At 40.0% G+C, this 20927-nt stretch carries 20 protein-coding genes; 8 read left to right on the top strand and 12 right to left on the bottom strand.

Features of this window, described 5'->3' with window-relative positions; all coding sequences use genetic code 11:
- Nucleotides 1–20 precede the first annotated feature (20 nt).
- Nucleotides 21–680: a hypothetical protein gene (locus tag BM008_RS07235; protein ID WP_091935409.1), complete on the top strand. Its 660-nt coding sequence runs from the start codon at nucleotides 21–23 to the stop codon at nucleotides 678–680.
- A gap of 65 nt (nucleotides 681–745) precedes the next feature.
- Here BM008_RS07235 and BM008_RS07240 read toward each other — a convergent pair whose 3' ends face one another.
- Nucleotides 746–1177: a hypothetical protein gene (locus tag BM008_RS07240; RefSeq protein WP_091935411.1), complete on the bottom strand. Its 432-nt coding sequence runs from the start codon at nucleotides 1175–1177 to the stop codon at nucleotides 746–748.
- Nucleotides 1178–1207: 30 nt separating this feature from the next.
- A complete protein-coding gene (locus BM008_RS07245; protein ID WP_245747957.1) occupies nucleotides 1208–1615 on the bottom strand; it encodes a carboxypeptidase regulatory-like domain-containing protein in 408 nt (135 codons plus the stop codon).
- An 89-nt stretch (nucleotides 1616–1704) separates the two neighbouring features.
- On the opposite strand from BM008_RS07245, the gene BM008_RS07250 reads away from it, so the two are divergent.
- Entirely contained in the window at nucleotides 1705–2892 is a 1188-nt protein-coding gene (locus tag BM008_RS07250; RefSeq protein ID WP_091935416.1) for a site-specific integrase, read from the top strand.
- Nucleotides 2893–2958: 66 nt separating this feature from the next.
- The gene (locus BM008_RS07255; protein ID WP_091935419.1) at nucleotides 2959–3558 is read left to right on the top strand and encodes a hypothetical protein; all 600 of its coding nucleotides are present in this window, start codon (nucleotides 2959–2961) and stop codon (nucleotides 3556–3558) included.
- 149 nt (nucleotides 3559–3707) lie between these two features.
- Here the strand turns inward: BM008_RS07255 and BM008_RS07260 are convergent, their stop codons facing one another.
- Entirely contained in the window at nucleotides 3708–4340 is a 633-nt protein-coding gene (locus BM008_RS07260; protein WP_091935422.1) for a recombinase family protein, read from the bottom strand.
- A gap of 1357 nt (nucleotides 4341–5697) precedes the next feature.
- On the bottom strand, nucleotides 5698–5904 hold the full coding sequence (locus BM008_RS07265; protein WP_091935425.1) for a hypothetical protein: 207 nt from the start codon (nucleotides 5902–5904) through the stop codon (nucleotides 5698–5700).
- A gap of 217 nt (nucleotides 5905–6121) precedes the next feature.
- Here BM008_RS07265 and BM008_RS07270 point away from each other — a divergent pair, with 217 nt between their 5' ends.
- Nucleotides 6122–6379 (top strand): AbrB/MazE/SpoVT family DNA-binding domain-containing protein, encoded by a 258-nt coding sequence (locus tag BM008_RS07270; protein ID WP_091935427.1) that lies wholly within the window; start codon nucleotides 6122–6124, stop codon nucleotides 6377–6379.
- A gap of 39 nt (nucleotides 6380–6418) precedes the next feature.
- On the opposite strand, the gene BM008_RS14880 is transcribed toward BM008_RS07270, so the two are convergent.
- A complete protein-coding gene (locus BM008_RS14880) occupies nucleotides 6419–6562 on the bottom strand; it encodes a hypothetical protein (RefSeq protein ID WP_177188001.1) in 144 nt (47 codons plus the stop codon).
- 115 nt (nucleotides 6563–6677) lie between these two features.
- On the opposite strand from BM008_RS14880, the gene BM008_RS07275 reads away from it, so the two are divergent.
- A complete protein-coding gene (locus BM008_RS07275) occupies nucleotides 6678–7646 on the top strand; it encodes a hypothetical protein (RefSeq protein ID WP_091935430.1) in 969 nt (322 codons plus the stop codon).
- On the top strand, nucleotides 7643–7873 hold the full coding sequence (locus BM008_RS07280) for a hypothetical protein (RefSeq protein ID WP_091935432.1): 231 nt from the start codon (nucleotides 7643–7645) through the stop codon (nucleotides 7871–7873). The genes BM008_RS07275 and BM008_RS07280 overlap by 4 nt, the downstream gene beginning before the upstream one ends.
- 217 nt (nucleotides 7874–8090) lie before the next feature.
- Here the strand turns inward: BM008_RS07280 and BM008_RS07285 are convergent, their stop codons facing one another.
- The 5 genes from BM008_RS07285 to BM008_RS14885 form a co-directional block, all read right to left on the bottom strand.
- Nucleotides 8091–9053: an endonuclease/exonuclease/phosphatase family protein gene (locus BM008_RS07285; RefSeq protein ID WP_091935435.1), complete on the bottom strand. Its 963-nt coding sequence runs from the start codon at nucleotides 9051–9053 to the stop codon at nucleotides 8091–8093.
- A gap of 555 nt (nucleotides 9054–9608) precedes the next feature.
- The gene (locus BM008_RS07290; protein ID WP_143072305.1) at nucleotides 9609–10883 is read right to left on the bottom strand and encodes a hypothetical protein; all 1275 of its coding nucleotides are present in this window, start codon (nucleotides 10881–10883) and stop codon (nucleotides 9609–9611) included.
- Between the two features lie 268 nt (nucleotides 10884–11151).
- The gene (locus BM008_RS07295; RefSeq protein WP_143072306.1) at nucleotides 11152–12108 is read right to left on the bottom strand and encodes a hypothetical protein; all 957 of its coding nucleotides are present in this window, start codon (nucleotides 12106–12108) and stop codon (nucleotides 11152–11154) included.
- Between the two features lie 951 nt (nucleotides 12109–13059).
- Nucleotides 13060–15336 carry a DUF927 domain-containing protein gene (locus BM008_RS07300; RefSeq protein WP_177188002.1) on the bottom strand — a complete coding sequence of 759 codons (2277 nt, stop codon included), beginning with the start codon at nucleotides 15334–15336 and terminating at the stop codon, nucleotides 13060–13062.
- 349 nt (nucleotides 15337–15685) lie between these two features.
- Entirely contained in the window at nucleotides 15686–15823 is a 138-nt protein-coding gene (locus BM008_RS14885; protein WP_177188003.1) for a hypothetical protein, read from the bottom strand.
- A 697-nt stretch (nucleotides 15824–16520) separates the two neighbouring features.
- Here BM008_RS14885 and hisH point away from each other — a divergent pair.
- Nucleotides 16521–17129, top strand: a complete 609-nt coding sequence (gene hisH / locus BM008_RS07305) for an imidazole glycerol phosphate synthase subunit HisH (protein WP_091935447.1) — start codon at nucleotides 16521–16523, stop codon at nucleotides 17127–17129.
- Between the two features lie 12 nt (nucleotides 17130–17141).
- Complete coding sequence (locus tag BM008_RS07310) at nucleotides 17142–18461, top strand: AIR synthase-related protein (protein ID WP_091935450.1); 1320 nt, start codon at nucleotides 17142–17144, stop codon at nucleotides 18459–18461.
- Nucleotides 18462–18496: 35 nt separating this feature from the next.
- On the opposite strand, the gene BM008_RS07315 is transcribed toward BM008_RS07310, so the two are convergent.
- Both BM008_RS07315 and BM008_RS07320 read right to left on the bottom strand, forming a co-directional pair.
- Nucleotides 18497–19825: an NfeD family protein gene (locus BM008_RS07315; RefSeq protein WP_091935453.1), complete on the bottom strand. Its 1329-nt coding sequence runs from the start codon at nucleotides 19823–19825 to the stop codon at nucleotides 18497–18499.
- A gap of 11 nt (nucleotides 19826–19836) precedes the next feature.
- Nucleotides 19837–20565: a slipin family protein gene (locus tag BM008_RS07320; RefSeq protein WP_394328918.1), complete on the bottom strand. Its 729-nt coding sequence runs from the start codon at nucleotides 20563–20565 to the stop codon at nucleotides 19837–19839.
- Nucleotides 20566–20927 lie beyond the last annotated feature (362 nt).

Genomic DNA, 20927 nt, shown 5'->3' on the forward strand with positions numbered 1-20927 from the left:
GGGTGGTTGGTGGTGACCTTATGAAAAACGACAAAACGATAAAAGAAGATATTAACGGCAGATTACACTCCCTTGATCAGAATGTAAGGAGCGTAGAAAAACGATTACGTGCAGTAGAACGCAGACTCTCTGTGGACATTCCTCTGGAAGATACTATTCCTGAGTATGAGACGAACTTTGAAGAGGTAATAGAGAGCACACAGGAAGATATCGCGTCCTTGCTCTCCGATATCAATGAACTGAAACAAAGCCTTTCTGTCAATGAGACATCTGACGACAGTCTGCAGGAATTAGATAACCGGTTCGTAATGATAGATTCACAGATAGATGAGCTTCGTGAAGAGAATTCAAGACTCCGGGAAGAACTTGAACGTAAGGAACCAGTGCTCGACCATAAGGACACCGAGGGATTAAAACTGGAGATCAGGAACGAGATCTCACAGCTCAATATGCGCCTTGAAAAAGCCGAGAACCACAACCGCATTAACATTGGTTCTGTAAAAGTGCCTGTGGAACTTTCGGGTATATTAGGAGCGATAATACTCGCCTTTACCGGTTATCTCATAATGGTGGGTAGATGGGACATCATCCGGTCAGCTTATTTCTCATTCTCTGTTGCCTTTATATTTGCCATTGCAGTTCTTTTGAAGTTCTATGTGGCAAACCGCAGCAGAGCCTGAAGTACAGGACACTTAAAAAGGATAATTAGAACAAATGGGATCCCCGAAGTATAGACATTGGGATCTCAGACTTTTCTTACTTTTACAAAGTAGTCATTAGAATGGTCCAGGTAACCTTCCTGCATTACCTTCAGCGAAAGATAGCCTTCTGTCTTACCCTGTGGTAGAGAGATATTCACCAGTTTATACTGGAATTCACCATTATGGTCAGTGATCCCTCCAACAGCCTTTTCCATTGACGGACCCCAAATTACTACATTGGCACCGCCAATTTCCCGGCCGTCATTGTCAAAAACATTGACTATCAGCTCTGGAGAATCATTGATCGTATCACTTATATTGAAACTGCTGCAGTTCGAGGATGCGAACATGGTGTCAGGAACAAAAGGCGTGCTTGTTACAGCAGAGAGGATGGCATACATACCTATCATCCCGATGATCGTGAGAACAACGATCCTTATTGGAAGCCCCACGGATGCAGATTCATCTGAGAACATGTGAACCATAAAAATAAAAAGATGCCAGGATCATGATGTCCTGACTATCATTACAGCATCTGTCTTTTCAAAATCGTAGAAGCCATCAGTGGATATAGTGAGATCCATCGATCCTTCGTTCTGGTTAGCACCAAGACTGACAGGCGAACTGCTTGTCGATGTGCTCAGACTGCAGTTCCCATTGTTGTCCGTGGTACCAGTGGCTACACCACCAAGCCCGCGCAGGATCACATTAGCATTCCTTACAGGATAACCATCAGGATCTGATACGGAGATATCCACATCGATATCAAAAGGTGCATTTGCTACAGTAGAATCCACAATAACAGTATTACCAGGACTTGGACCTGCATTATTCTCACCAGATGCCACGATGTTCACAGACATATTCTTAGTTGGAGGAGGGATAATAGCTACAAGTGCCGCAAGGGCAACCATACCAACCACCAGCATTACAACAATATACTCTAAATTACTACTAACATTACATATATATAGAATAAATATCATTCATAAATAAGAGAGTCATGCCCAGGAACCCAACAAACCCGAGAACATCATCTACACTCGATGAGAAGTTGAAACGAAAAAGGGATAATTTAGCTAATGATATTGAAACTTCACCCGAGAACCTACAGCTTGTTAACAAGTTCATCGATGGCATGATCAGAGATGGTAAAAGCCGGCAAACTTGCTTAACCTATTTGACCTCACTCCGATATATTCTTAAAAATACTGACATCGAGTTCCAACACCCTACAATTGAAGACATTGAGTCCATGTTAATAACATTAGAGACATGGAATGCAACAAGTGGACCGAACAAAGGAGAACCACTATCTCCGTACACTAAAAACACGATAAAGATGCAGACGAAGGCTTTTTTGCAGTTTTTGGGGTGCAACGACGAAGCGAACGTCATTAAGTGTAAGAACTTGAAAGGAAAAAAAATTCCAGAGGACATAATAACAAAAGATGAGGTACTGGAGATAGTAGACCATGCCGGAAGTTTGAGAGATAAAGCCTTGCTCGGAGTGTTATATGAAACCGGTTGCAGATCGGGAGAAATTCTCTCCTTGAAGATAAAGAACGTCGACTTTCTGCACAATGGAGGTTGTGCAGTTACATTCCCACAAGGAAAAACAGGCCCTCGCAGAGTTATCATCTTCAATTTTACACCATACCTTCGTCAATGGATAGATGCACATCCTCTTAAAGATACACCAGATGCACCACTATGGCCTACAGGAGACTATAGAGCGGGACCCTTAAGCGATGTTGGCCTTCGTTATCTACTACGCGAGACCGTAAAAAGAACAGGCATAAAGAAACGTGTTTACGTTCACGGTTTTAGACATGCAAGAGCTACCCATTTAGCAGAACATTTGACTGAACAACAAATGAAAGCATACCTTGGGTGGACTCCTGGATCTGATATGGCCTCTGTATATGTCCACCTTTCGGGGAAAGATATCGATAAAGCCATCATGGCTATGAACGGAATAGAGGATATTGAGAGCCCTGTTGACACCATGAGACCCGGAACTTGTGCACGGTGCCATGAACTGACCCCTCCTAATGCAAAGTATTGTTTCAAGTGTGGACTGCCCTTGACGTATGAGGCGAATCAGACAGATAAAGAAATATTTGAAACATTAATCGAGAAGGTTAAACAAAATCCAGAGTTGATAGTAAAGGCTTTGGAACAAGCATGAGCGGAGAAGGGGGTCACCCTGAACCGTAAAAATGATTTAATTATACAAGATAGGAGTGTGAAGTTAATGAAAATAATACTTGAAAACAACGATGAACTGGAAATTGTAAAACATATTGATGAAAATAAAGTTTCAATTGATCAGTTTTTGATGATTTTTAATATGTTGAATCTCGATAGAGATGTTGAGATTATGGTTTTGCTTGAGGAAGAGAACAAAATTTTGCATGAGAAAGAGGACAAAATTTTGCCTGATGCACATGGAGCCTATCCCATTGGATACGTTCCCGATGGTCCATTACAGCGAGGTGTATTGTACCGTACAGAAAACAACAAATTCCGCATGTATCCCCCTGGCACATCAGCATATTATCAAAATAAAGCGCGGAAACGATGGGAAGCGGAACGCATGGAGATATATAATGAGCATAAGTATGAGTGGCTTGCTGCATTTATATCAGATAAAATCTTACCAGACATTAACGGTTTATTGAAGTTTAACCATTGGCCTCAAAGTTGTTCAAGAAAGGCACAAGCTTGGTTATGGGTATATGAGAAATTGGAAAATGATCAAGAAATCATAAATTCAAGGAAACATGACCGTGTTGATTATCAGTCTATGCTTCATGAATACTACAGGAGTCATTTTAGGCCAGAATCACTATAGGCCATCCACTCAAACTAGCCCCGTGTTGATTAATCAAATCCCTCTCGATATCCGCGTTATCCGGGCATAGAGCTTCGCAGTGGTCATCATACTGCTATGATTCAACCTAAACGATATAACCTCCATAGGAATCCACTGTGAGGGCAGAATCATTCCCCTACACTCCTAACCCTCTCAACTCTCTCTTGTTCTTCCCAGATATCACGATACTTATACAGTGTACTGGCTGGAACGTTCATTACCCTTGAAATCTCGGCCCATGTAAGCCCTTTATCTCGATACTTCATTGCCTCCTTCTTGTCCGGCTCTTTACTAGGCCTTCCCCATTTCTTATTCTCACTCTTATATCGCTCGATACCTACCTTGATACGTTCCTTCAATATCCTCTTCTCATTCTCTGCGACCCATCCAAACAGAGAGATTAGTAACTTCCTATAGTGTGGGTCACCGATAGTGGACCATGACTCACTAGGGCTCAGAGAAACAATCCTAACGCCCTTTTCTTCGAATTCCATAGTCAGGTTAAGGGTGTCGATAAAAGTCCTTCCGAGACGAGAAATTTCGAACAGATAGATCGTATCTACATCATGAGATTCGATGTGTTTGAGGAGCTTCTTGAACCCAGATCTCTTAGTAGCTGGAACACTTCCACTGATGCCCTCATCAAAGAATATCCTCTCAGGTGGGATCCCTTTGTTCTTGAGCTGTACTATTTGGGTGTCAATGTTCTGGTCTTTAGTGCTGGTCCTAGCATATCCTACAGATCTTTCAATATTTTCCATTAAACCTATTTCGTGTAACGAATAACTTAAAAAGATTAGGCATAGGTTTTGTAGGACGAAAAAGACATGTTTTTCGTAATCATGTAGTTTTTCTTTTCCGTAATTTATATCGAACTAACGATGTAGCTCTTTAATATTTGATTCTCATATTTTTTTTGTTGTAGTCCATAAAATACAAATGATTAGGTACCCTTTCCATAGCTCACCAATGGAGTGTTTCAATCCATAATCGAAAGTACCTAAGTGGATGGATATGCCACTTATAATTGTGGTTACTATAACATTAAACCAGAACAAGATCTTTAGGAACATTGTGGATGTCTAGAACCAGTTTTGAAAGATAAACCTTTGTATTTTATTTTATATTATTTCAAAGTTTACAATAACACGAAATGTAAAGAAGCATATAAACATGGTAAGTATTAGCGGGATGGGTTAAAAAGGGGATTTTGAAAAAGGGTACCTTAATGTTTACATTTTATCTAATTTTGTAAAGGATTAATCTTTCCGATTAGTGAAACAAATAGGAAATATATTTCCCCACATTCAGCCGATACGATAAAAGCCGAGATAGTTTAAAAAGAAAATAGCTGTTTTTCAGTATGTAGTTGGAAGTTTCAAAAGTGTTACTGATTCATTATATTGTCTTTTTCCTTTACTAAGGGTGTTTAGGCAAATTCTGAAAGCGTACTTTGATGTTTTAGTTCATCACATTGTTTAAGGTCCCTAATTTGTGTCAAAATCATACAAAAGGTCCCAAAAAACAGGGTCCTTTTGCGGCGGGTCCGGAGTCAAAAAAAGGTCCCTTTCAAAATTAGACATTTTCAAGGCAATTTTAGTGAAAAATAACAATCAAAGTGGAAGTTAAGCATACCAAGTAAGAAGTTAGTATATTGATAATGATAGCGTTTCCATGCCAGATTATAGAAAAACAGTGTTAAGAAGTGATAATAACAAATTGCTTGCACAGTTAATTAACACAATGTTAACAATCTATATATAAAACGCTAGCAACAGACATAGTATGATAGGTAGTATATAAACAAAGTATTTATACTATCGAAGTACAATATCAATGTGTATATACAAAATATACAGTACAGACCATGAACAAAAATAATGAGGAAAAATAAATGATGAATATAAATAAATTTGTTGTAGAAATTGCAGCATTGGTTCTCACAATCTTCGCGGGATATGAGATCATTGCTGCACTTCAATCAGCAATATGAACTAAATTCATACTGCGGTTATAACCAAAACATAGTATGAATAAGACAATATTTAAATTTACTTGAATGGTATTTAAATACCATTTTGATTCTTTTTTTGTTTCCCATATCTAGGGTTTTCGGAATTAAAAACTCTTAATAATAAATAGTATAGAAGCCACAGCATATGCAAAGAAAGTTAAAAAGAAAATAGCAGCAAAAAACTTGTCACTCTTTGTGATTTCACACTTATCCCGTGCTCTAAAGTAAATTGTAACTGCAAGATTACCAAAAACACCAAAGAAAGCTCCAAGTGTCAGAGCCATTATTGTAGTACCGCCTTCTATATCCAAATATATTCACCGAATATCATATTGGTTATTAGTTTAAAAAGTGTTATCTTCCTTTATTTGGCGTTATCTTCCTTCTTTATGGGGTTTAGGAGTTGGGTCTATTTTCTGTAGTAATGATGATTAAGTATTTGTACCAACATACATCTTACATGTCTTATATAACTTATATGTAAGAGTGCGTGATTAAAAAACGTATCAATTAAGAGGAGGAAACATAGTGTCTGTGATAGATATTCGCACTGCAACAATAACGAGCAAGGGACAAATAGTAATCCCATCTACCATGCGAAAAGGGCTTTTTGAAGTCGGAAACAAAGTTGTAATCATAGCAAAAAAAGACCGTATCGAAATTCGTCCACTCGAGGATTTTGAAGAAAGCATGGAGATGGCGTTAGCATCAGAAAAAGCTCTAGCTGAAGTTTGGGATACCCCCGAAGAAGACGAAGCATGGAGCTATTTACAAACAAAAAAATAAAAAGGGAAAATAGTGAGTAATTTGGATATGGAAAGATTCTCAATCCTCATCCCCACTAACACTTACATCCACAAACACCGGATAATGGTCTGATACAGCCGTTGTTTCTTCTTCAGTAAGGCCATACTCCACATCGTCCCTGAAAACCCCATAGAGACCGTTCAGGTCGGATATATCGGTCATAGGTGTAATCTGTGGACTTCGTAGTTGTGCCCACACCTTCTGACTCAGGATAGAATTGATAATATTAGTTATAACAAAAGAAAATTATTTCTAAGTGTATAATTAATAATAAAGTATGGTGTCTCGTGAGCCCACGAAATGGATTTCATCTCAAAAGGATAAAGAGAAAAATAATGAACGAAGATTAAGCTTTGCTTTAAGTTTAATTGGTTTCTGCTTTGTTATAGTATATACCATAATCCCTGAAATATACAGCAATTACTTGGATTATGCCACCGAACGCGCATTGAACATGACAAATATTTTTGTATATACAATTGGTTTATCTTTAGCAATGTACATTTTTTGCACAGGTTTATCTTTAAATTCTCAAATCAACTCGAAAGCAAACTCTTATTTAGTTCGATTTTCTTCACATTTATATGAAAGTTGTTTTCATTTAATAATAGTAGCCCCGATAATGATAATTTCATCATATATCGCATTTAAACCTGGCTTTCTTAACATCATAGGTCTTTTATTGCTAATTGCAGGTGCTACGCTATTCATTGTAGCAGGTCAAAAAGTTTTTGACAATAATATTGATGGCATGACAGTTTTTGTGATTTTTCTATCTATTGGCGGACTCACTTCTCAATATGTTGCTCACTCAAATGATATTGAAATCACTATGGAAAATGTGCACGAATTAGGTAATTCTCCCATACCGATTGATGTAAAGGTAACGGGTCGCGAAGGTAATTTAACTGTTATGCTTTATGAAAAAAATGGTTCAATACTTTCCTTAGCGGAAACTTTAAGCTTTGATGCAGATAAACCGCGGATAATGGAAAAAAGTGAACATATATCTGGAATTCATCTGCATGATGGGATTTATAACATCTACATTGACACTACCGACATGAATCCTGAGATTTATGGATTGACATTTAAAATTAACAACCATAGCGAATTTGAGTCATTTCAGCTTTTAGGCCAGTTACGATCCAATACTAGTAAAATGTCGAATTACAGCTTTGACATCAATTCATCTCAGTCAAAAACTACTGGAGATAATGGAATTCAGTATGAGGTTGTTGAATGAGTCTTGATGATGTAACAGGATCGCCTTTAAGAGTGGTCGCTACCGTGATTTTGTTCTCTTTGCTTATATTGCATTTTACGCAAATGAGAGTTGACTATGTTCTTGTTTGGGCAGGTATTTCTTTCTGGATTATTTACACTTGGAACGATAAAAACAAAGCTGCATTTGTTTCGTTTATTTTGTTCGTAGTTGAAATATATGCCCCAAAATTAATCTTTTTAATATAATTCCTAAAATCCAAATAAAAACCGCCACATCCTAGCCCACGAATAGCAATCATTGAAGGCACGCTTCCATTAGACAATATCAATAAGGACAGATGGAATCTCCTACCAGCAGATGCAGACAACGTTATCCCTTACCTGTTCACCTTCCCCGAGGTACGATTCCAACTTCCTTCGCCCGTTCCCTCGGAATGTTCTTAGAATCGAATATGAGCTTAGCTCAATCCACATCCCCACTAACACTTACATCCACAAACACCGGATAATGGTCTGATACAGCCGTTGTTTCTTCTTCAGTAAGGCCATACTCCACATCGTACATGAAAACTCCATACTGACCATTCAGCTCGGAAATATCGGTCATGATAATCCTATCATAAGTATAATCTGTGGACTTTGTGGTTGTATCCCAATCATCATCAATTAACCAATTGTACTCATCGAGGTCTGAAGTTCCATCCTCATTGAAATAGCTACCATCGGCGTTCAGGTCTCCCATAATGATGAAGTCCTTCTCGTCGCTGTAGATACTTTCGGAGTATTCCAGAACATCATCGAGAGCATTGATCTCCTCCGTAGCTTCGTCTGGGTCTGTGTGGATGACCATGAGAACAGCATCATAATCTCCGTTTATCGCCTTTATGGATGCGATATATGGTTGTCTATGGAATGGGTCTGTCCCTTCCGGCTCTGGATAGGTCTGAGGATCTCCTGTAAGCTCCACTGCGGTACTGTCGTAGATGTAGGCATATTGTTCCTTACTGGTGGTCCTTCCCAACCTCTCACTGACCACGTAATCATAGCTCGAACCATCGGAGTTCACAAGCTCTACGAGTTCAGGAAGAGCGGTCTCTGATTTGTCCCTGATCTCCTGTATCGCAACTATGTCGTAGGTCCTGACGATGTCTGCTAGAACGTCCATAACTTCAGGTTTATCGGCTTTTGTAACTCCAAATACCTGAACATTGAAAGCTCCTATTCTCAAGGTATCGTCCGGTGAAAAAGACGTGGTAATTGAGGAGTCTTCCTCTGGTGTGGGAGTGTCCACAACCTCTTCCTGCATAGGTTCATCAACTTCCTCTACTTGCTGTTCCACGAAGTTCTGGACCTGCTCTGTACCTGTAGATACACATCCGTATGTAAGTGATATCAAAATGATAACGGTGAATAGTTTGAGCTTCATAATTCAATCCCTCTTTGAGCTATCATGAACAAGTTCATCATATTTTATGGTATTGAAATCAAAATTATTATATAGTAATTGTGTTTACATCAAGGTAGATGACGTAGCATCGATTTTTAAACCAACCAACCTAAAGTCCTGCTACGTCATATTCTCTATTATTCCTTCTAGAGGCTGTCAAGCACTTCTTTGTACGTATCATAATGGATACAGGCCGTTTCATAGTTACTCCAGGAACAGGCGTTTCCCAATACGATATACCATGAGATTTGTGCAGACTCGATATTATGCTCGGAATTTTTGTCAAGGATCACCTGAATATCGTACATGGTCAACTCAGATGTTCTTTGATGTATCCGGTATCTATTGATTAACTCGTAGAACTGCTGCTTATTATGTGGATTTTTGTTTAAGGCCATCTAAATGACAGTTCGTTTTTAAGATAATTCCTATAAACTAGTTAGTAAAAGTAACGTTTAGAACAATCAACAAAATGAACTGCATATATAATTCTGAAATTATTGTCGCTTCCTATACGAATACATAGGATGTGAGCTACTCTTTAATAAAAAACACTTTTTCCACCGAATCATCATAGTGTAATCTGTTACATTTTATTTCGTAGTAGCCAGCTGTCATACCTGTTGAATTGATGAAAAAATCGTAGTTACCAAGACTTGCTATGTTGCCTAATAGAAGTCCGCATTCACTAGGACAAAGAGTAGTAATATTATTTTCGTCATCAATTTCAATATAATCAATTTGATTTATATTACTTGAATTTACTTTGCTTAAGTTTACACTTATTCCAGTAATTGGTCCAGTGGCATGCACAGAAAATGGTATTGTGGTTATGCCCTCTGGATATGCAGTTTCCATTTCAATTTCAATGTTCCCATGCAAAAAAGATAGATTGTCAACTGCTGTACCGGCTACAAGAATAGTGAATGCTCCAATAGTAATGAAAATAATAGACATCAAGAATCTCAAATTTAATCTCTCGTATTCTAGGTACTTCACTATTTCAAACATTTTCATTTCATTATTAAAAACAAACGACATAATATGTTTTTTTACATAGTGCTTTTCATCGGCTAACATTAGATAGAGCGCGAAAAGACTGACCACCACGAATCCCAAACCTATTAATTGGATAAGCATCTCATTGCCTAAATTTCTAAATAACGGTATTTGATCAAATACAAGTATAAGTGCCCCAAACAATATCGATTGTATCATGGCTTTATTAATGGTTGCATGCCACAATAGAGGAGTACCAAACAATATCAAAAAAGCGAAATCAACACGCCGATATGATTGAATATAACCAAAACTAGTCAATAGGAAATATCCTACTAATATTATTAAAGTAAATGAAAATACAGAAGTGATATTTAATATAAGTGTGGCTTTTTCATAAAAATCATCCCTACTGTTTGTTAAAGGTTCCATTGCAAGAACTTTCAAAAATATATAGCATGCCAATAAAATAATAATGGCAAGAGTGATAAGCAATATATAAATAGAGGTTATATATAAGCTGAAATCGATTGCATTCGACACTATATAATTATATGTTGAATTAAGAACATAGACAGATGAAGCAAGCAATGTTAACGAAAACGCAAACGTTTTTTCATCAGAATGTCTACCTGCTTTTTTAATAGGCGGTATCATAACTCTCTTAATCTCATATTCAGAGAGATTACATCTAGGTGAAGTGTCTGTGAAGTACCTTATCTTTTCCCTTAATAGGCATAATATGTGACAAATAGATTCAACTAACTTTATTCTCCACTTCTTAAGCCTGTACTTATATGAAATAGGCATGGCATACCAACTTCCCCATATATACCATCACATATATACATATAAATTATTCGAATCGATTTGAAATATTTACTACATCTATCCAATGAAACGTAGATTTGTATTTTGCAAGAGTAATCATATGCCTCTAATGGTCGAATTTGAAGGTGTCCTTTGAATATCTAGTATTTGGAATCTGCGTTATTTTTGTAAGTCAATTAATCGGATTAATCCATTTAATCAGATTAATCGTAATAATATCGAGATTTTCATAAATCGCCTTTACCAGTCATCTCTCACGAGGTACGATAACTACATCCTTCTTCGTCTGTTCCCTCGGAATGTTCTTAGAATCGAATATGAGTTTCTTAATGTAAAACGTTCTAGACATCACACAGAAGCCCTCTGGACGGTGTTGCAGGACAAATTGAAGCTCTCCTATCTCCTTAGCCGATAAACGCTCTATATGACCCATTTCGACCATTTTAGAGGCAGTTCGATCGTCCAGAATGATGACCTCTCCTTTCTGGAACTTATATTTCGCAAGCTCTTTCATACTACTGGAAGCGACGACCCGATAAGGATAGTAAGGGACCTCCGGGAAATCGAAGAACTTGGCGAAGAGTTGCTTATCTTTGTACTTCTTCATGATCTTATAGCGAGCCAAAGCATTTTTGGTCGGGGTGGGTTTTTCGAAAATTGAAGGGGCGATATTTTTCTCCGAGGTTTTCGTTCGGTCATTTTCCTTCGAAGCGAGCAATTTTCGTAACTTGCGATTCTCTTCCTCCAATTCACTCACCCGGACACTTTCTTTCACTGAAGGGGGGTGGGACCTTGCTCCTTCGTCCAAGAGGATCTTATCTCGAACAGGTGTCGGAATACGTTGAGTGAGGGTACGATAGATAGTTTCGGATTTCCTAGGGTGCATAGCGGCGATTCGCTCTATGGTGGCGGGGTCTAGGAATGTCTCTGCTATCTCATCCTCCAATCTATCGTTGAAGTAACCGTCCATTTTCTTTTTGAAATTCTGGCGGTGTAGGAAGGGATTAGCTGCATGTTCTTGGCCTTTCGGAGTGAGGTGATAATGATAGGGCTTTGTTCCATCTTTGTGTAGATATCCATACTTGCAGTATCGATTCAGGCTGGTTCTTAAAGAACCGTACGGAACGTGGGGAAGAGTATCTCGGATCTCGGTGGTTGTGTGAGCTCCATTATCGATGGCTCGAAGTATTGCTGCTTTGACCATGCAGTCGGAATTAGGAGGGGAGAATTTTGTAGCCGGGCTGGAGTATATGTATCCGGGTGAGGACTGAGAGATTGATACCTGGGATCGAGGAGGAGTTTGGGAGGATGTAGTGGGGTTTTTCCCGGTATTTTCCGAAAAATGTATCCGGGTGAGGTCTGATTGTTGTAATTGGTCCATTGATATCGATTCCTTTGTAGTGCTATGTCCAGAGTGGGCATGTTAACGTTATAAGGTTAACTTGCAATGTTCTATGGTGAAAAAAGTGTAGTTTACGAATCTTTCCGTACATTTCCCTCATCGGAGTTTTTCAGAGCATTTATGTGGGTGTTGTAAGATTATTTTTGGGATGGTCTGTTCGTCGGGGGGAAAATGTGTCTGGGTGAGCGAAGATTTTTGGCAAATGGCCCATGGGTAGCGATTCATGTGCGGAGATGGTCCAGAGAGGGTATGTTTATGTTATAATATTAACATGAGATAGTCTAGGTTAAAATAGGTGGGTTTTTAGTTATGATGGTCTGAAACTATCATTCTCCACAAGAAATTAAAATGTATTTTTATGCGTCATTCCACCGGAAATATACGTGTCCACTATTGTCGCAATTTATCTCTCAAATAGTAAGCACATATTTTAATATCGATATCTACCTACGTAATAGCACATAATGGGAACATACTGAGCACATATGGTAATCACTATCAATAGACATTAAACATATAGAACATATTACTATTATCATACATCATGAAAAGAAAAAGAGGAATACATAGATTCAGTACTAGATATATATCTTGTATTAATGCGAGGGGGTGCTCAGAAATGAATGTGCTTATGTGCTCCATGCAGATTGATGTTGATTTTTACTAGTAGATGCATGTGTTCGAATATGTGTGCATATGTGCCCAATGGAAATTAAAAAATGTAGCACCTTCTGAGTGCTACATATCAAGTCCTCAAATTTCAGAAGGGTCTATTTCAATATCGTATTCAGCTGAGGAGACTTCTGAAGACAGATGTTGAGAATCACTCTCTGTTATCTCACCCTTAAAATCAATTCCAGTATACTTCAATACTTTTTCGATATCGAACGCATAGACTCCCTTTCGTCTGCCATTGATTGTTCTCGACACAGTGTACCCTGGCCTACTGGGCTGCTGGGCTATGATGCCAAGTTCCTGCCACATTTCTTTATAGTTGTGATTATGACCTCTCTTGTCCATAAAATCCATCAAAGAGGTAGACAGTAATTTGAGTTCAGTATCTCCTTCCTCAAAGTATCCGATGATCTTTCTGTCATGCTCTTCAGGCTCATTTAGATAGCACATGTTAGCGATGACATCACTCATGAGGTCCTCTAATGCCTTAATATGGCTTTCTTGTATTGAGTTGATGTACTCGTCCACGATTTCCTTTACAATGTTTATGTGGTTCACTCTCGGCAACCCAAGATTCACAAGGATATCACTAAAAATCTCTCCTGCTAGTGCTATAGCTGCAGCATTTTTGTATATTCTGTTCTTTTTACCTTCTTCGTGATGGAACACCTTAAGGTACTCTTCATATTTTGACTCTAATAGCCCAGAATCAATGAGATTCATTACTTTCTCCAAGTAAGGTCCTATGATGTGACCGTAATTTCCCTCATGTAGTTGTGTTGGCAATACCGTAGCCTCAAATTTCTTCACAGCAGACCCATTGAACGTGGGCTTCCTTTTGATATCAATGACCCTCGGATACTCTCCGTCGTTGGCATTGCGTGAAAAGAAGCTGTCCTCTTGAGATGTCAGCAATATTGTCATCCATGTAAGACCCGAAGGATATCCAGAGATGACCATCCTCATTTTACCACGATTCATAGAGATTACGTATTTTATAAGCTGCTTGAAGTTATCAAGGTCAACTTTTTTGAATGTCAACTCATCCATGAATGTAGGCAAGTCGGTCATTTCATGGAGGAAAGGTTCAACTGCGTTCATGGTGCAGTTTCCTGTAAACATTATACCCTTCGGATTACCTATCATCGAGGATGCTACCTTAAAGGAAGTAGACTTTCCACTACTGCTTTTATATGAGATGTTAACAGTGAATGAATCCCTTCCTAATGGGGCAAGTAATGGAGCGGCCAATGAAGAACAGCAAATAAAGAAGACCGAAGGGTCAGTAATCAAGTCCCTAACACCCTCTACCCATTCCTCTACACTGCCTGCTTTCTTTATATGTTGGAAACGACTTTCTTCTGTCTCTGAAAGGACGTATCTTTGATTAGTACGACCTACGGTTTGGTTACCAAGGACAAAAACATTATCATGCCAGCCACATGTATCTACCGGCTTATATTGACGTATATTTTGCTCTTCAGCAGGTAGCTTGGAGTCTTCGGACATTTGTTTGAAGAAATAATCCTGAAGTATTTTGAAATTTGCCTCAGTAACCACGAGGCCCTCCATCTGTAATTGTTCTATACCTTTCCTATTAAGTACAAAGTGTTTAGGATGGTGTTTTTCGATGGTTCTTCCATCACTCGCTCTCCATGAGACAGTCACCTGCTCTTGTCCGTTTTTGAATACACCGTGCTCTACAATACCGCAAAAAGAAGAGATTTCAACTGGTTTTGTGATCAGGTCGCCTGTATCTTTGTCTTTGACGGTTTTGTACATACATAATTTATCACCCAAACCAACGTATGGGTAAGGTATTGGTACACTCCGATATTCCTTTGTCTTCTCACCAATAGCACTTTCCTTATATTCAAGTGCGTTTTGTGCATTGAGGGTCTTGTATTGTTTCAACAAGGGCTCTTTCTTTGTGATTGAGTCTTTGTGCTCTTCCACAAATTTGCTAACAGCTCTATATACTGTTTTGGTACATTTTTGACCTGTTATCTCCTCAAGGTCCTCTATCAAAGGCAATAGCACTCCCTTGCGCTTAAATTTGGCCTCGGTGTAAGATAGCTCTTCAAAATCAAGACGATAGCCTAGCTCGAATGTACCCACTTTGCATCCTCTATATTCAGCCTGTACCGCAATAACAGGTACAATATCTGAATTTTCGATGAAAGATATGATGATTTCATCGATCTCTACAACACCTTTCAAAGGTACTTCAGATAGCTCTCTCAATACTTGTTCCATCTTCTCATTGAAGGTTGGATCATTTGTGATTGTGCAGTCTACATCGTGGATAACTTTGTCTTCGTTATCCTTATTTAGTAATATGTTATTGTCATTCATGTTAATGCCTTTCCTTTGTGCCTTTGCTGAATACATAGCACATAAGGTTCCTTAGATTACAAGAGCAGTAGCTGGAATTTGTCCAAGTCTACGACTCTTGTTTATTGTGTTCATAAATCAATTCAATAGGGATCAGTTATGCTTGTACTGAACGTGCGGTTTCACGAATCAGTTTAGCCAGCCCTGAACGCAGAGTATCTCCATGAGACTCCCATTGCTCCAATAAATCCGGGTGGTTGTTAGCGATGTATTTCGAGTAGGATTCGAAGTCCATGCTGCTGAAATCATCCACGTAGGACCACTCCATTGAGGGAAAGGAATGAGCTTAAATAGCAAAACAATATTGTCTTCATTGAAGGCATTTTATTTTCTCCGTGGTAGGATAGAGTACTTTGTCTTCGGCTACATAGTCACCAATTTCCGAATCCTCGCCAAAAGCTTCGGGAACTGGTGAGACTATGACCTTTCCTTTTTCTGTTGTAATCATTACTTTCTCACCTGCATGCATGCCAATATTTGCTGCCAGAGCCGGTGGGATGCAAACTCTTAAAGCACCTTTTTCTGTTCCACTTATGGTTCTAATGTTTCTGATTTTATCACCTCATATGGTATCTATTAGGCATCTTTTGCCTCTAGAATCACCTAAGTGGGGGAATATAAAAAGGTGTCTATCCTTGGAAAGAATCAACATCAATAGAGCTAAGCAAAGAGAGAGATTAGATTTATACAAAATATACTCAGGCCAGCCACTTCTTAGGAATATGTGCACTAAAAACACGGGCTAATAAGAAATTACATACCCACCTCCACATTAGTATAAATATGTGGCAGTCGATGATGATTCCGTTTTTACTTGAAGCTATACTTTGTCAAAATTTGAAGAGAGAATTGTGTTTTAAAGTCACGGCATGTACCTTAAATAAACACAATTGAATGTGGGCAAACATAGAATTCTGTGTAGCTGTAATACTTGTAGTTTAGACTTTTACATTACAACAATATTGATAGGAAGCTCGATGGCCCTATCATCATTGAACAGTTTTTCTAAAAAATTCAAAAAATCACCGATGAGTAGGAAAAGAACATTAGATATAAATTTATTGATTTGCTCTTGATTTTTATATAGTCTACTGAATAATTAATTATCGTTACATTCATGTACCAAAACCATTCTTTAATTCCACATGAAGAAGATAGTTATCATCGATTACGGACTTGGCAACCTAAGGAGTGTTCAAAAAGGACTGGAACACGCAGGTGCCAGCGTACTCATCTCAAGCGACCCTGAAGAGATCAAAAGTGCTGACGGGGTCATCCTTCCGGGAGTTGGGGCATTCAGGGATGCAATGAAGAATGTCGAGAAACTGAGAAGCACCATCGATGACTATGTAGCTTCAGGCAAACCAATGCTCGGTATATGTCTGGGACAGCAGATGATGCTCAGCACATCGGAAGAAGGCGGGCTTACAGAAGGCCTCGATCTTGTGAAAGGAAAGGTGCTCAGGTTCCCACACTCAGAACTAAAGGTTCCACACATGGGATGGAACTCGATCAAGATAACACAGGACCATCCTCTTTTTGAAGGCATACCGGAAGGTTCCTTCGTCTACTTCGTCCACTCATACTACGTGGACACCAGTCAAAAGAACACACTGATATCATGCGAATATGGCACGGAATTTGCAGCTGCCGTTGTCAATGATGCAGGCAATGTGATAGGAACCCAGTTCCACCCTGAGAAGAGCGGTGACGTGGGCCTTAAGATACTGAAGAACTTTGTTGCTATGTGCTAAAGGAATGAGAATATGGATATCGAAGGCTACGCAAAACGAGGGCTTAAGAACAACGACCCTGAACTGGAAGACAAGCTCACTGCCAGAATACTGGAAGTGAAGAACACAAGCCCTGAACACGCACGCAAACTTGCACAGGCAACTATCACAGAAGCAAAAGCAACCCTTGTCCTCAAGGGAGATGTACTCGAACCCACAGTATCCGGAGTGACAATGGGAGAGTTCGGTGTTGGTTCAAGAGGTCTTGGTGATTTCTACACACATGAGAAGATAGCTGAGGTCATAGGCAAGACAAAGGCAGTAGTAGACACCACCCATCTTGATGATTCAGGAGTTGTCACATCAGAAGGCGGAGAATACGTCATCCTTACCGTGGATGGTATGCATTCCAGACTTAGCGATTATTCATTCCTCGCAGGATTCCACGTTGCAAGGGCAGCCCTGCGTGACATCTATGTAATGGGTGCAAGACCGGTGGCAATGCTCTCTGACATCCACGTAGCTGATGATGGTGATGTAGGAAAGGTCTTCGACCACATAGCAGGTATAACAGCAGTTGCAGAGCTCTCGAACATCCCACTCATAACAGGCAGTACCCTCAGGATCGGCGGTGACATGGTGATCGGCGAGCGTATGACCGGAGGTGTTGGTGCCGTAGGGGTCTCAACAGACCTCACATCCAGAGAACAGACACAGGTAGGCGATGTGATCCTCATGACAGAAGGAGCAGGTGGCGGTACAATATCCACAACTGCACTCTATTATGACATGCATGATGTGGTGGATGAGACCATTAACATAAAATTCCTGGAAGCATGTGACAAACTTATCGATTCAGGTCTTGTAAAGCACATCCACGCAATGACAGATGTCACAAATGGTGGTATCCGCGGAGATGCGAAAGAGATCTCAAGGACAGCAGGTGTCAAGCTCATCTTTGAAGAGAAAGATATGAGGAAACTGGTAAACCCGACTGTACTTGAAATGCTTGAATCCCTTGAGATAGATTACCTTGGAGTTTCACTTGATGCTTTGCTTATCATTGCACCCGGCGAGTATGCCGAGGATATCATGAAGACCATCAGAACTGCTGATGTAGACATCGCGGTCATCGGAAAAGTGGTTGAAGGTACCGGTGCTGAAGTGATAATTGACGGTGAGGTGAAGGATTTCACACCACGCTTCAGAGAGTCTGCATACACACCTATCAAGAAGATGATAGGCGATGAGAATCCACGCGACTTCGAAGAAATGAAAAAAGCAATTGACACTGCTGCACTCGATGCTATCGAGAAGAAACGCCGTGTCATAGAGATGGTAAAAAGGAAATAGAAAGGACCTGCCTTTCTTTTTCTTACATTTTAACCTTACTTTTCGGACTCCGGTTCATCCTTCATTTTCTCAACAACAAGGACAACACCATCTTTTTCCAGTATCCTGACCTTGTCACCTTTCTCTATAACTTCAGATGAACGTGCTTTCCAGTGTTGGCCACGATGGAGTATGTAACCTTCCTGACCATTGCCAATTGGATCGAGGGCCTGTCCGGAATCACCTATAAGTTCACCAAAGAGAGGTTTTCTCCTTCTGACCTCGAATACCTTGTATATTATGAACACAAGGAACATCCCCAGAACAATGGTCGGTGTTGCAACTGAAAGTATCAGTGTCCTCTGGAATTCCGCAGGTGTATAGTTCTGTGGGAAATCCGTAGGAGCCAGCAAAACACTGCCAGCGACCACACATACAAGACCCGCTATCCCGAAAATACCGAATCCTGGCGCCTGGAACTCCAGCACCAGCAGGATCACACCTACTATAATAAGGAACAGAGCACCGATATTCACATCAAATCCGGTACCGATCAGCCCAAGGGCAATGGCAACCACACCGAAAAGTTCAGCTCCAAAACCAGGATGCGAGATACCCAGTATCACCGCATAGACTCCAAGGAGCAGAAGTAGCGAGGAGACTATCGGATCAGAGATTATGTTCAGGAAAGCGAGTTTCAGTGAAGCATCATAATGAACGATCGTCGCACCCTCAGTGTCAAGCACCTTGTCTTTCACCTCATCCCCATCTACCTGTGAAAGCAGGTCAGCTATAGAAGGGGAAACATACTCTACCACACCATACTCCAGTGCAGTATCGGCATCAAGGTTCAGGTTCTTAGTTATGAACTCTTCCGCTGCGGTCTGATTACGATTATGCTGTTTAGCATTCTCAGTTGCCCTTTTAACAAGAGCATTGACCACTTTTTCATCATCTATAGGCTCACTGCCACTCGATGTTACAGCTACTGGCTGTGCCGAACCTATGATAGTGTAAGGTGCCATGGCAGCTATATCAGTACTTATCAGGATCAGGGTACCAGCAGACCATGCTTTTGTGCTTTCCGGATAGACATATCCAATTACCGGAACATCAGTTGCAGCTATCTGTTCGATGATGTCAATGGTCTCATCCAGATTTCCACCTGGAGTATTGAGCGTGATGACAAGAGCTTCATAGTCGTCATTCTCGGCGAATGATATGGCATCAGCCACCATGTCATCCGTAACCGGAGTGATGGAATCCGATATCTCGAGCACCAGTACCTTCTGCTCTCCGGCAGCACATGCCAGACCTGTGAATTGGGACAGTAGCAGAATAAAAAAAAGAAAAGTGCTCAGGTAAGACCGGCACTTATTATCCATAATTCCTCCTTTCACTCTTTCCTGGAGAAAGCCTTCGACATTGCAGCGATCTCTGCTATATCAGTTGAATTCGATACAACTATGAGATTCCTTTCCCTTGCGATCTCTGCATATGTCTGCAATTCCCTGAGCTTCAGACTTACAGGCATCTCCTGATACAACTGTGCTGCCTGCTTCATCTTCTCAGCAGCCAGATATTCACCCTCTGAGAGAATGATACGGGAACGCTTTTCACGCTCTGCCTCTGCCTGCTTTGCAATTGCACGCAGCATTGTCTCATCAATACTGACATCCCTTAGAGTGACACCTGTGACCTTGATACCCCACGGATCTGTGGAAATATCCAGCTGTTCCTGAATGTTCCTGTTGACATTCTCCCTGTCAGAAAGCACATCATCCAGCTCAAGCTGTCCGATGACATCACGAAGGGTCGTCTGAGAGAGCATAGCAGTTGCATACTTGAAGTTCTCAACCTCGTTGACGGCCTTTGAAGGCTCGATCACCTGATAATATATAACAGCATCAACAGCCACTGTCACATTGTCCTTTGTAATGACAGCCTGCTTCGGTACGTCAATAGTGACGACACGCAGGTCGATCTTCACAACAGTATCGATAACCGGGATAATAAGGAACAGACCCGGGCCTTTTATTCCACTCAGTCTTCCAAGACGGAAGATAACTACACGTTCATATTCATTGACTATCTTGATAGCTTTTGACAGTATAAAGACTGCCACCACAGCTAAGGGTAAAATAATATCGACTAAGGCGATATGATCACTCTCCTGAAAAACTTAACTATAATTATATAGAGATGATACTTCTTAAAAATATGCCGGTGAATATGTGGAAATGGTCCATTAAAGCAGAAGAACAGTGTCTAAAAGAGTTTATAGAGGGTTGGGTCTGAATTCTTGTTTGAGGGGATGTACACGAAAGCATGAAAGCAGTTGTTATTATTGAAATAACATTTCAGACCCAACAGATTATAGAACTCATTTATCGTTTATTAATGTGATTGATTTTGATGTTAATAATTTCAAACAATTTTTCAAAATCAGCACCAGTAACTGATTATATAAATAGATAGTATAAATCT

The sequence above is a fragment of the Methanolobus profundi genome, from assembly GCF_900114835.1.
In the GTDB taxonomy this organism is placed as follows: Archaea; Halobacteriota; Methanosarcinia; order Methanosarcinales; family Methanosarcinaceae; genus Methanolobus; species Methanolobus profundi.

Bases quoted from the DNA above. Each gene is read 5' to 3' on its own strand.
- BM008_RS07235 (WP_091935409.1), top strand. From the start codon at position 21: ATGAAAAACGACAAAACGATAAAAGAAGATATTAACGGCAGATTACAC.
- BM008_RS07240 (WP_091935411.1), bottom strand. From the start codon at position 1,177: ATGTTCTCAGATGAATCTGCATCCGTGGGGCTTCCAATAAGGATCGTT.
- BM008_RS07245 (WP_245747957.1), bottom strand. From the start codon at position 1,615: ATGGTTGCCCTTGCGGCACTTGTAGCTATTATCCCTCCTCCAACTAAG.
- BM008_RS07250 (WP_091935416.1), top strand. From the start codon at position 1,705: ATGCCCAGGAACCCAACAAACCCGAGAACATCATCTACACTCGATGAG.
- BM008_RS07255 (WP_091935419.1), top strand. From the start codon at position 2,959: ATGAAAATAATACTTGAAAACAACGATGAACTGGAAATTGTAAAACAT.
- BM008_RS07260 (WP_091935422.1), bottom strand. From the start codon at position 4,340: ATGGAAAATATTGAAAGATCTGTAGGATATGCTAGGACCAGCACTAAA.
- BM008_RS14880 (WP_177188001.1), bottom strand. From the start codon at position 6,562: ATGACCGATATATCCGACCTGAACGGTCTCTATGGGGTTTTCAGGGAC.
- BM008_RS07275 (WP_091935430.1), top strand. From the start codon at position 6,678: ATGGTGTCTCGTGAGCCCACGAAATGGATTTCATCTCAAAAGGATAAA.
- BM008_RS07280 (WP_091935432.1), top strand. From the start codon at position 7,643: ATGAGTCTTGATGATGTAACAGGATCGCCTTTAAGAGTGGTCGCTACC.
- BM008_RS07285 (WP_091935435.1), bottom strand. From the start codon at position 9,053: ATGAAGCTCAAACTATTCACCGTTATCATTTTGATATCACTTACATAC.
- BM008_RS07290 (WP_143072305.1), bottom strand. From the start codon at position 10,883: ATGCCTATTTCATATAAGTACAGGCTTAAGAAGTGGAGAATAAAGTTA.
- BM008_RS07295 (WP_143072306.1), bottom strand. From the start codon at position 12,108: ATGGTCAAAGCAGCAATACTTCGAGCCATCGATAATGGAGCTCACACA.
- BM008_RS07300 (WP_177188002.1), bottom strand. From the start codon at position 15,336: ATGAATGACAATAACATATTACTAAATAAGGATAACGAAGACAAAGTT.
- BM008_RS14885 (WP_177188003.1), bottom strand. From the start codon at position 15,823: ATGATTACAACAGAAAAAGGAAAGGTCATAGTCTCACCAGTTCCCGAA.
- hisH (WP_091935447.1), top strand. From the start codon at position 16,521: ATGAAGAAGATAGTTATCATCGATTACGGACTTGGCAACCTAAGGAGT.
- BM008_RS07310 (WP_091935450.1), top strand. From the start codon at position 17,142: ATGGATATCGAAGGCTACGCAAAACGAGGGCTTAAGAACAACGACCCT.
- BM008_RS07315 (WP_091935453.1), bottom strand. From the start codon at position 19,825: ATGGATAATAAGTGCCGGTCTTACCTGAGCACTTTTCTTTTTTTTATT.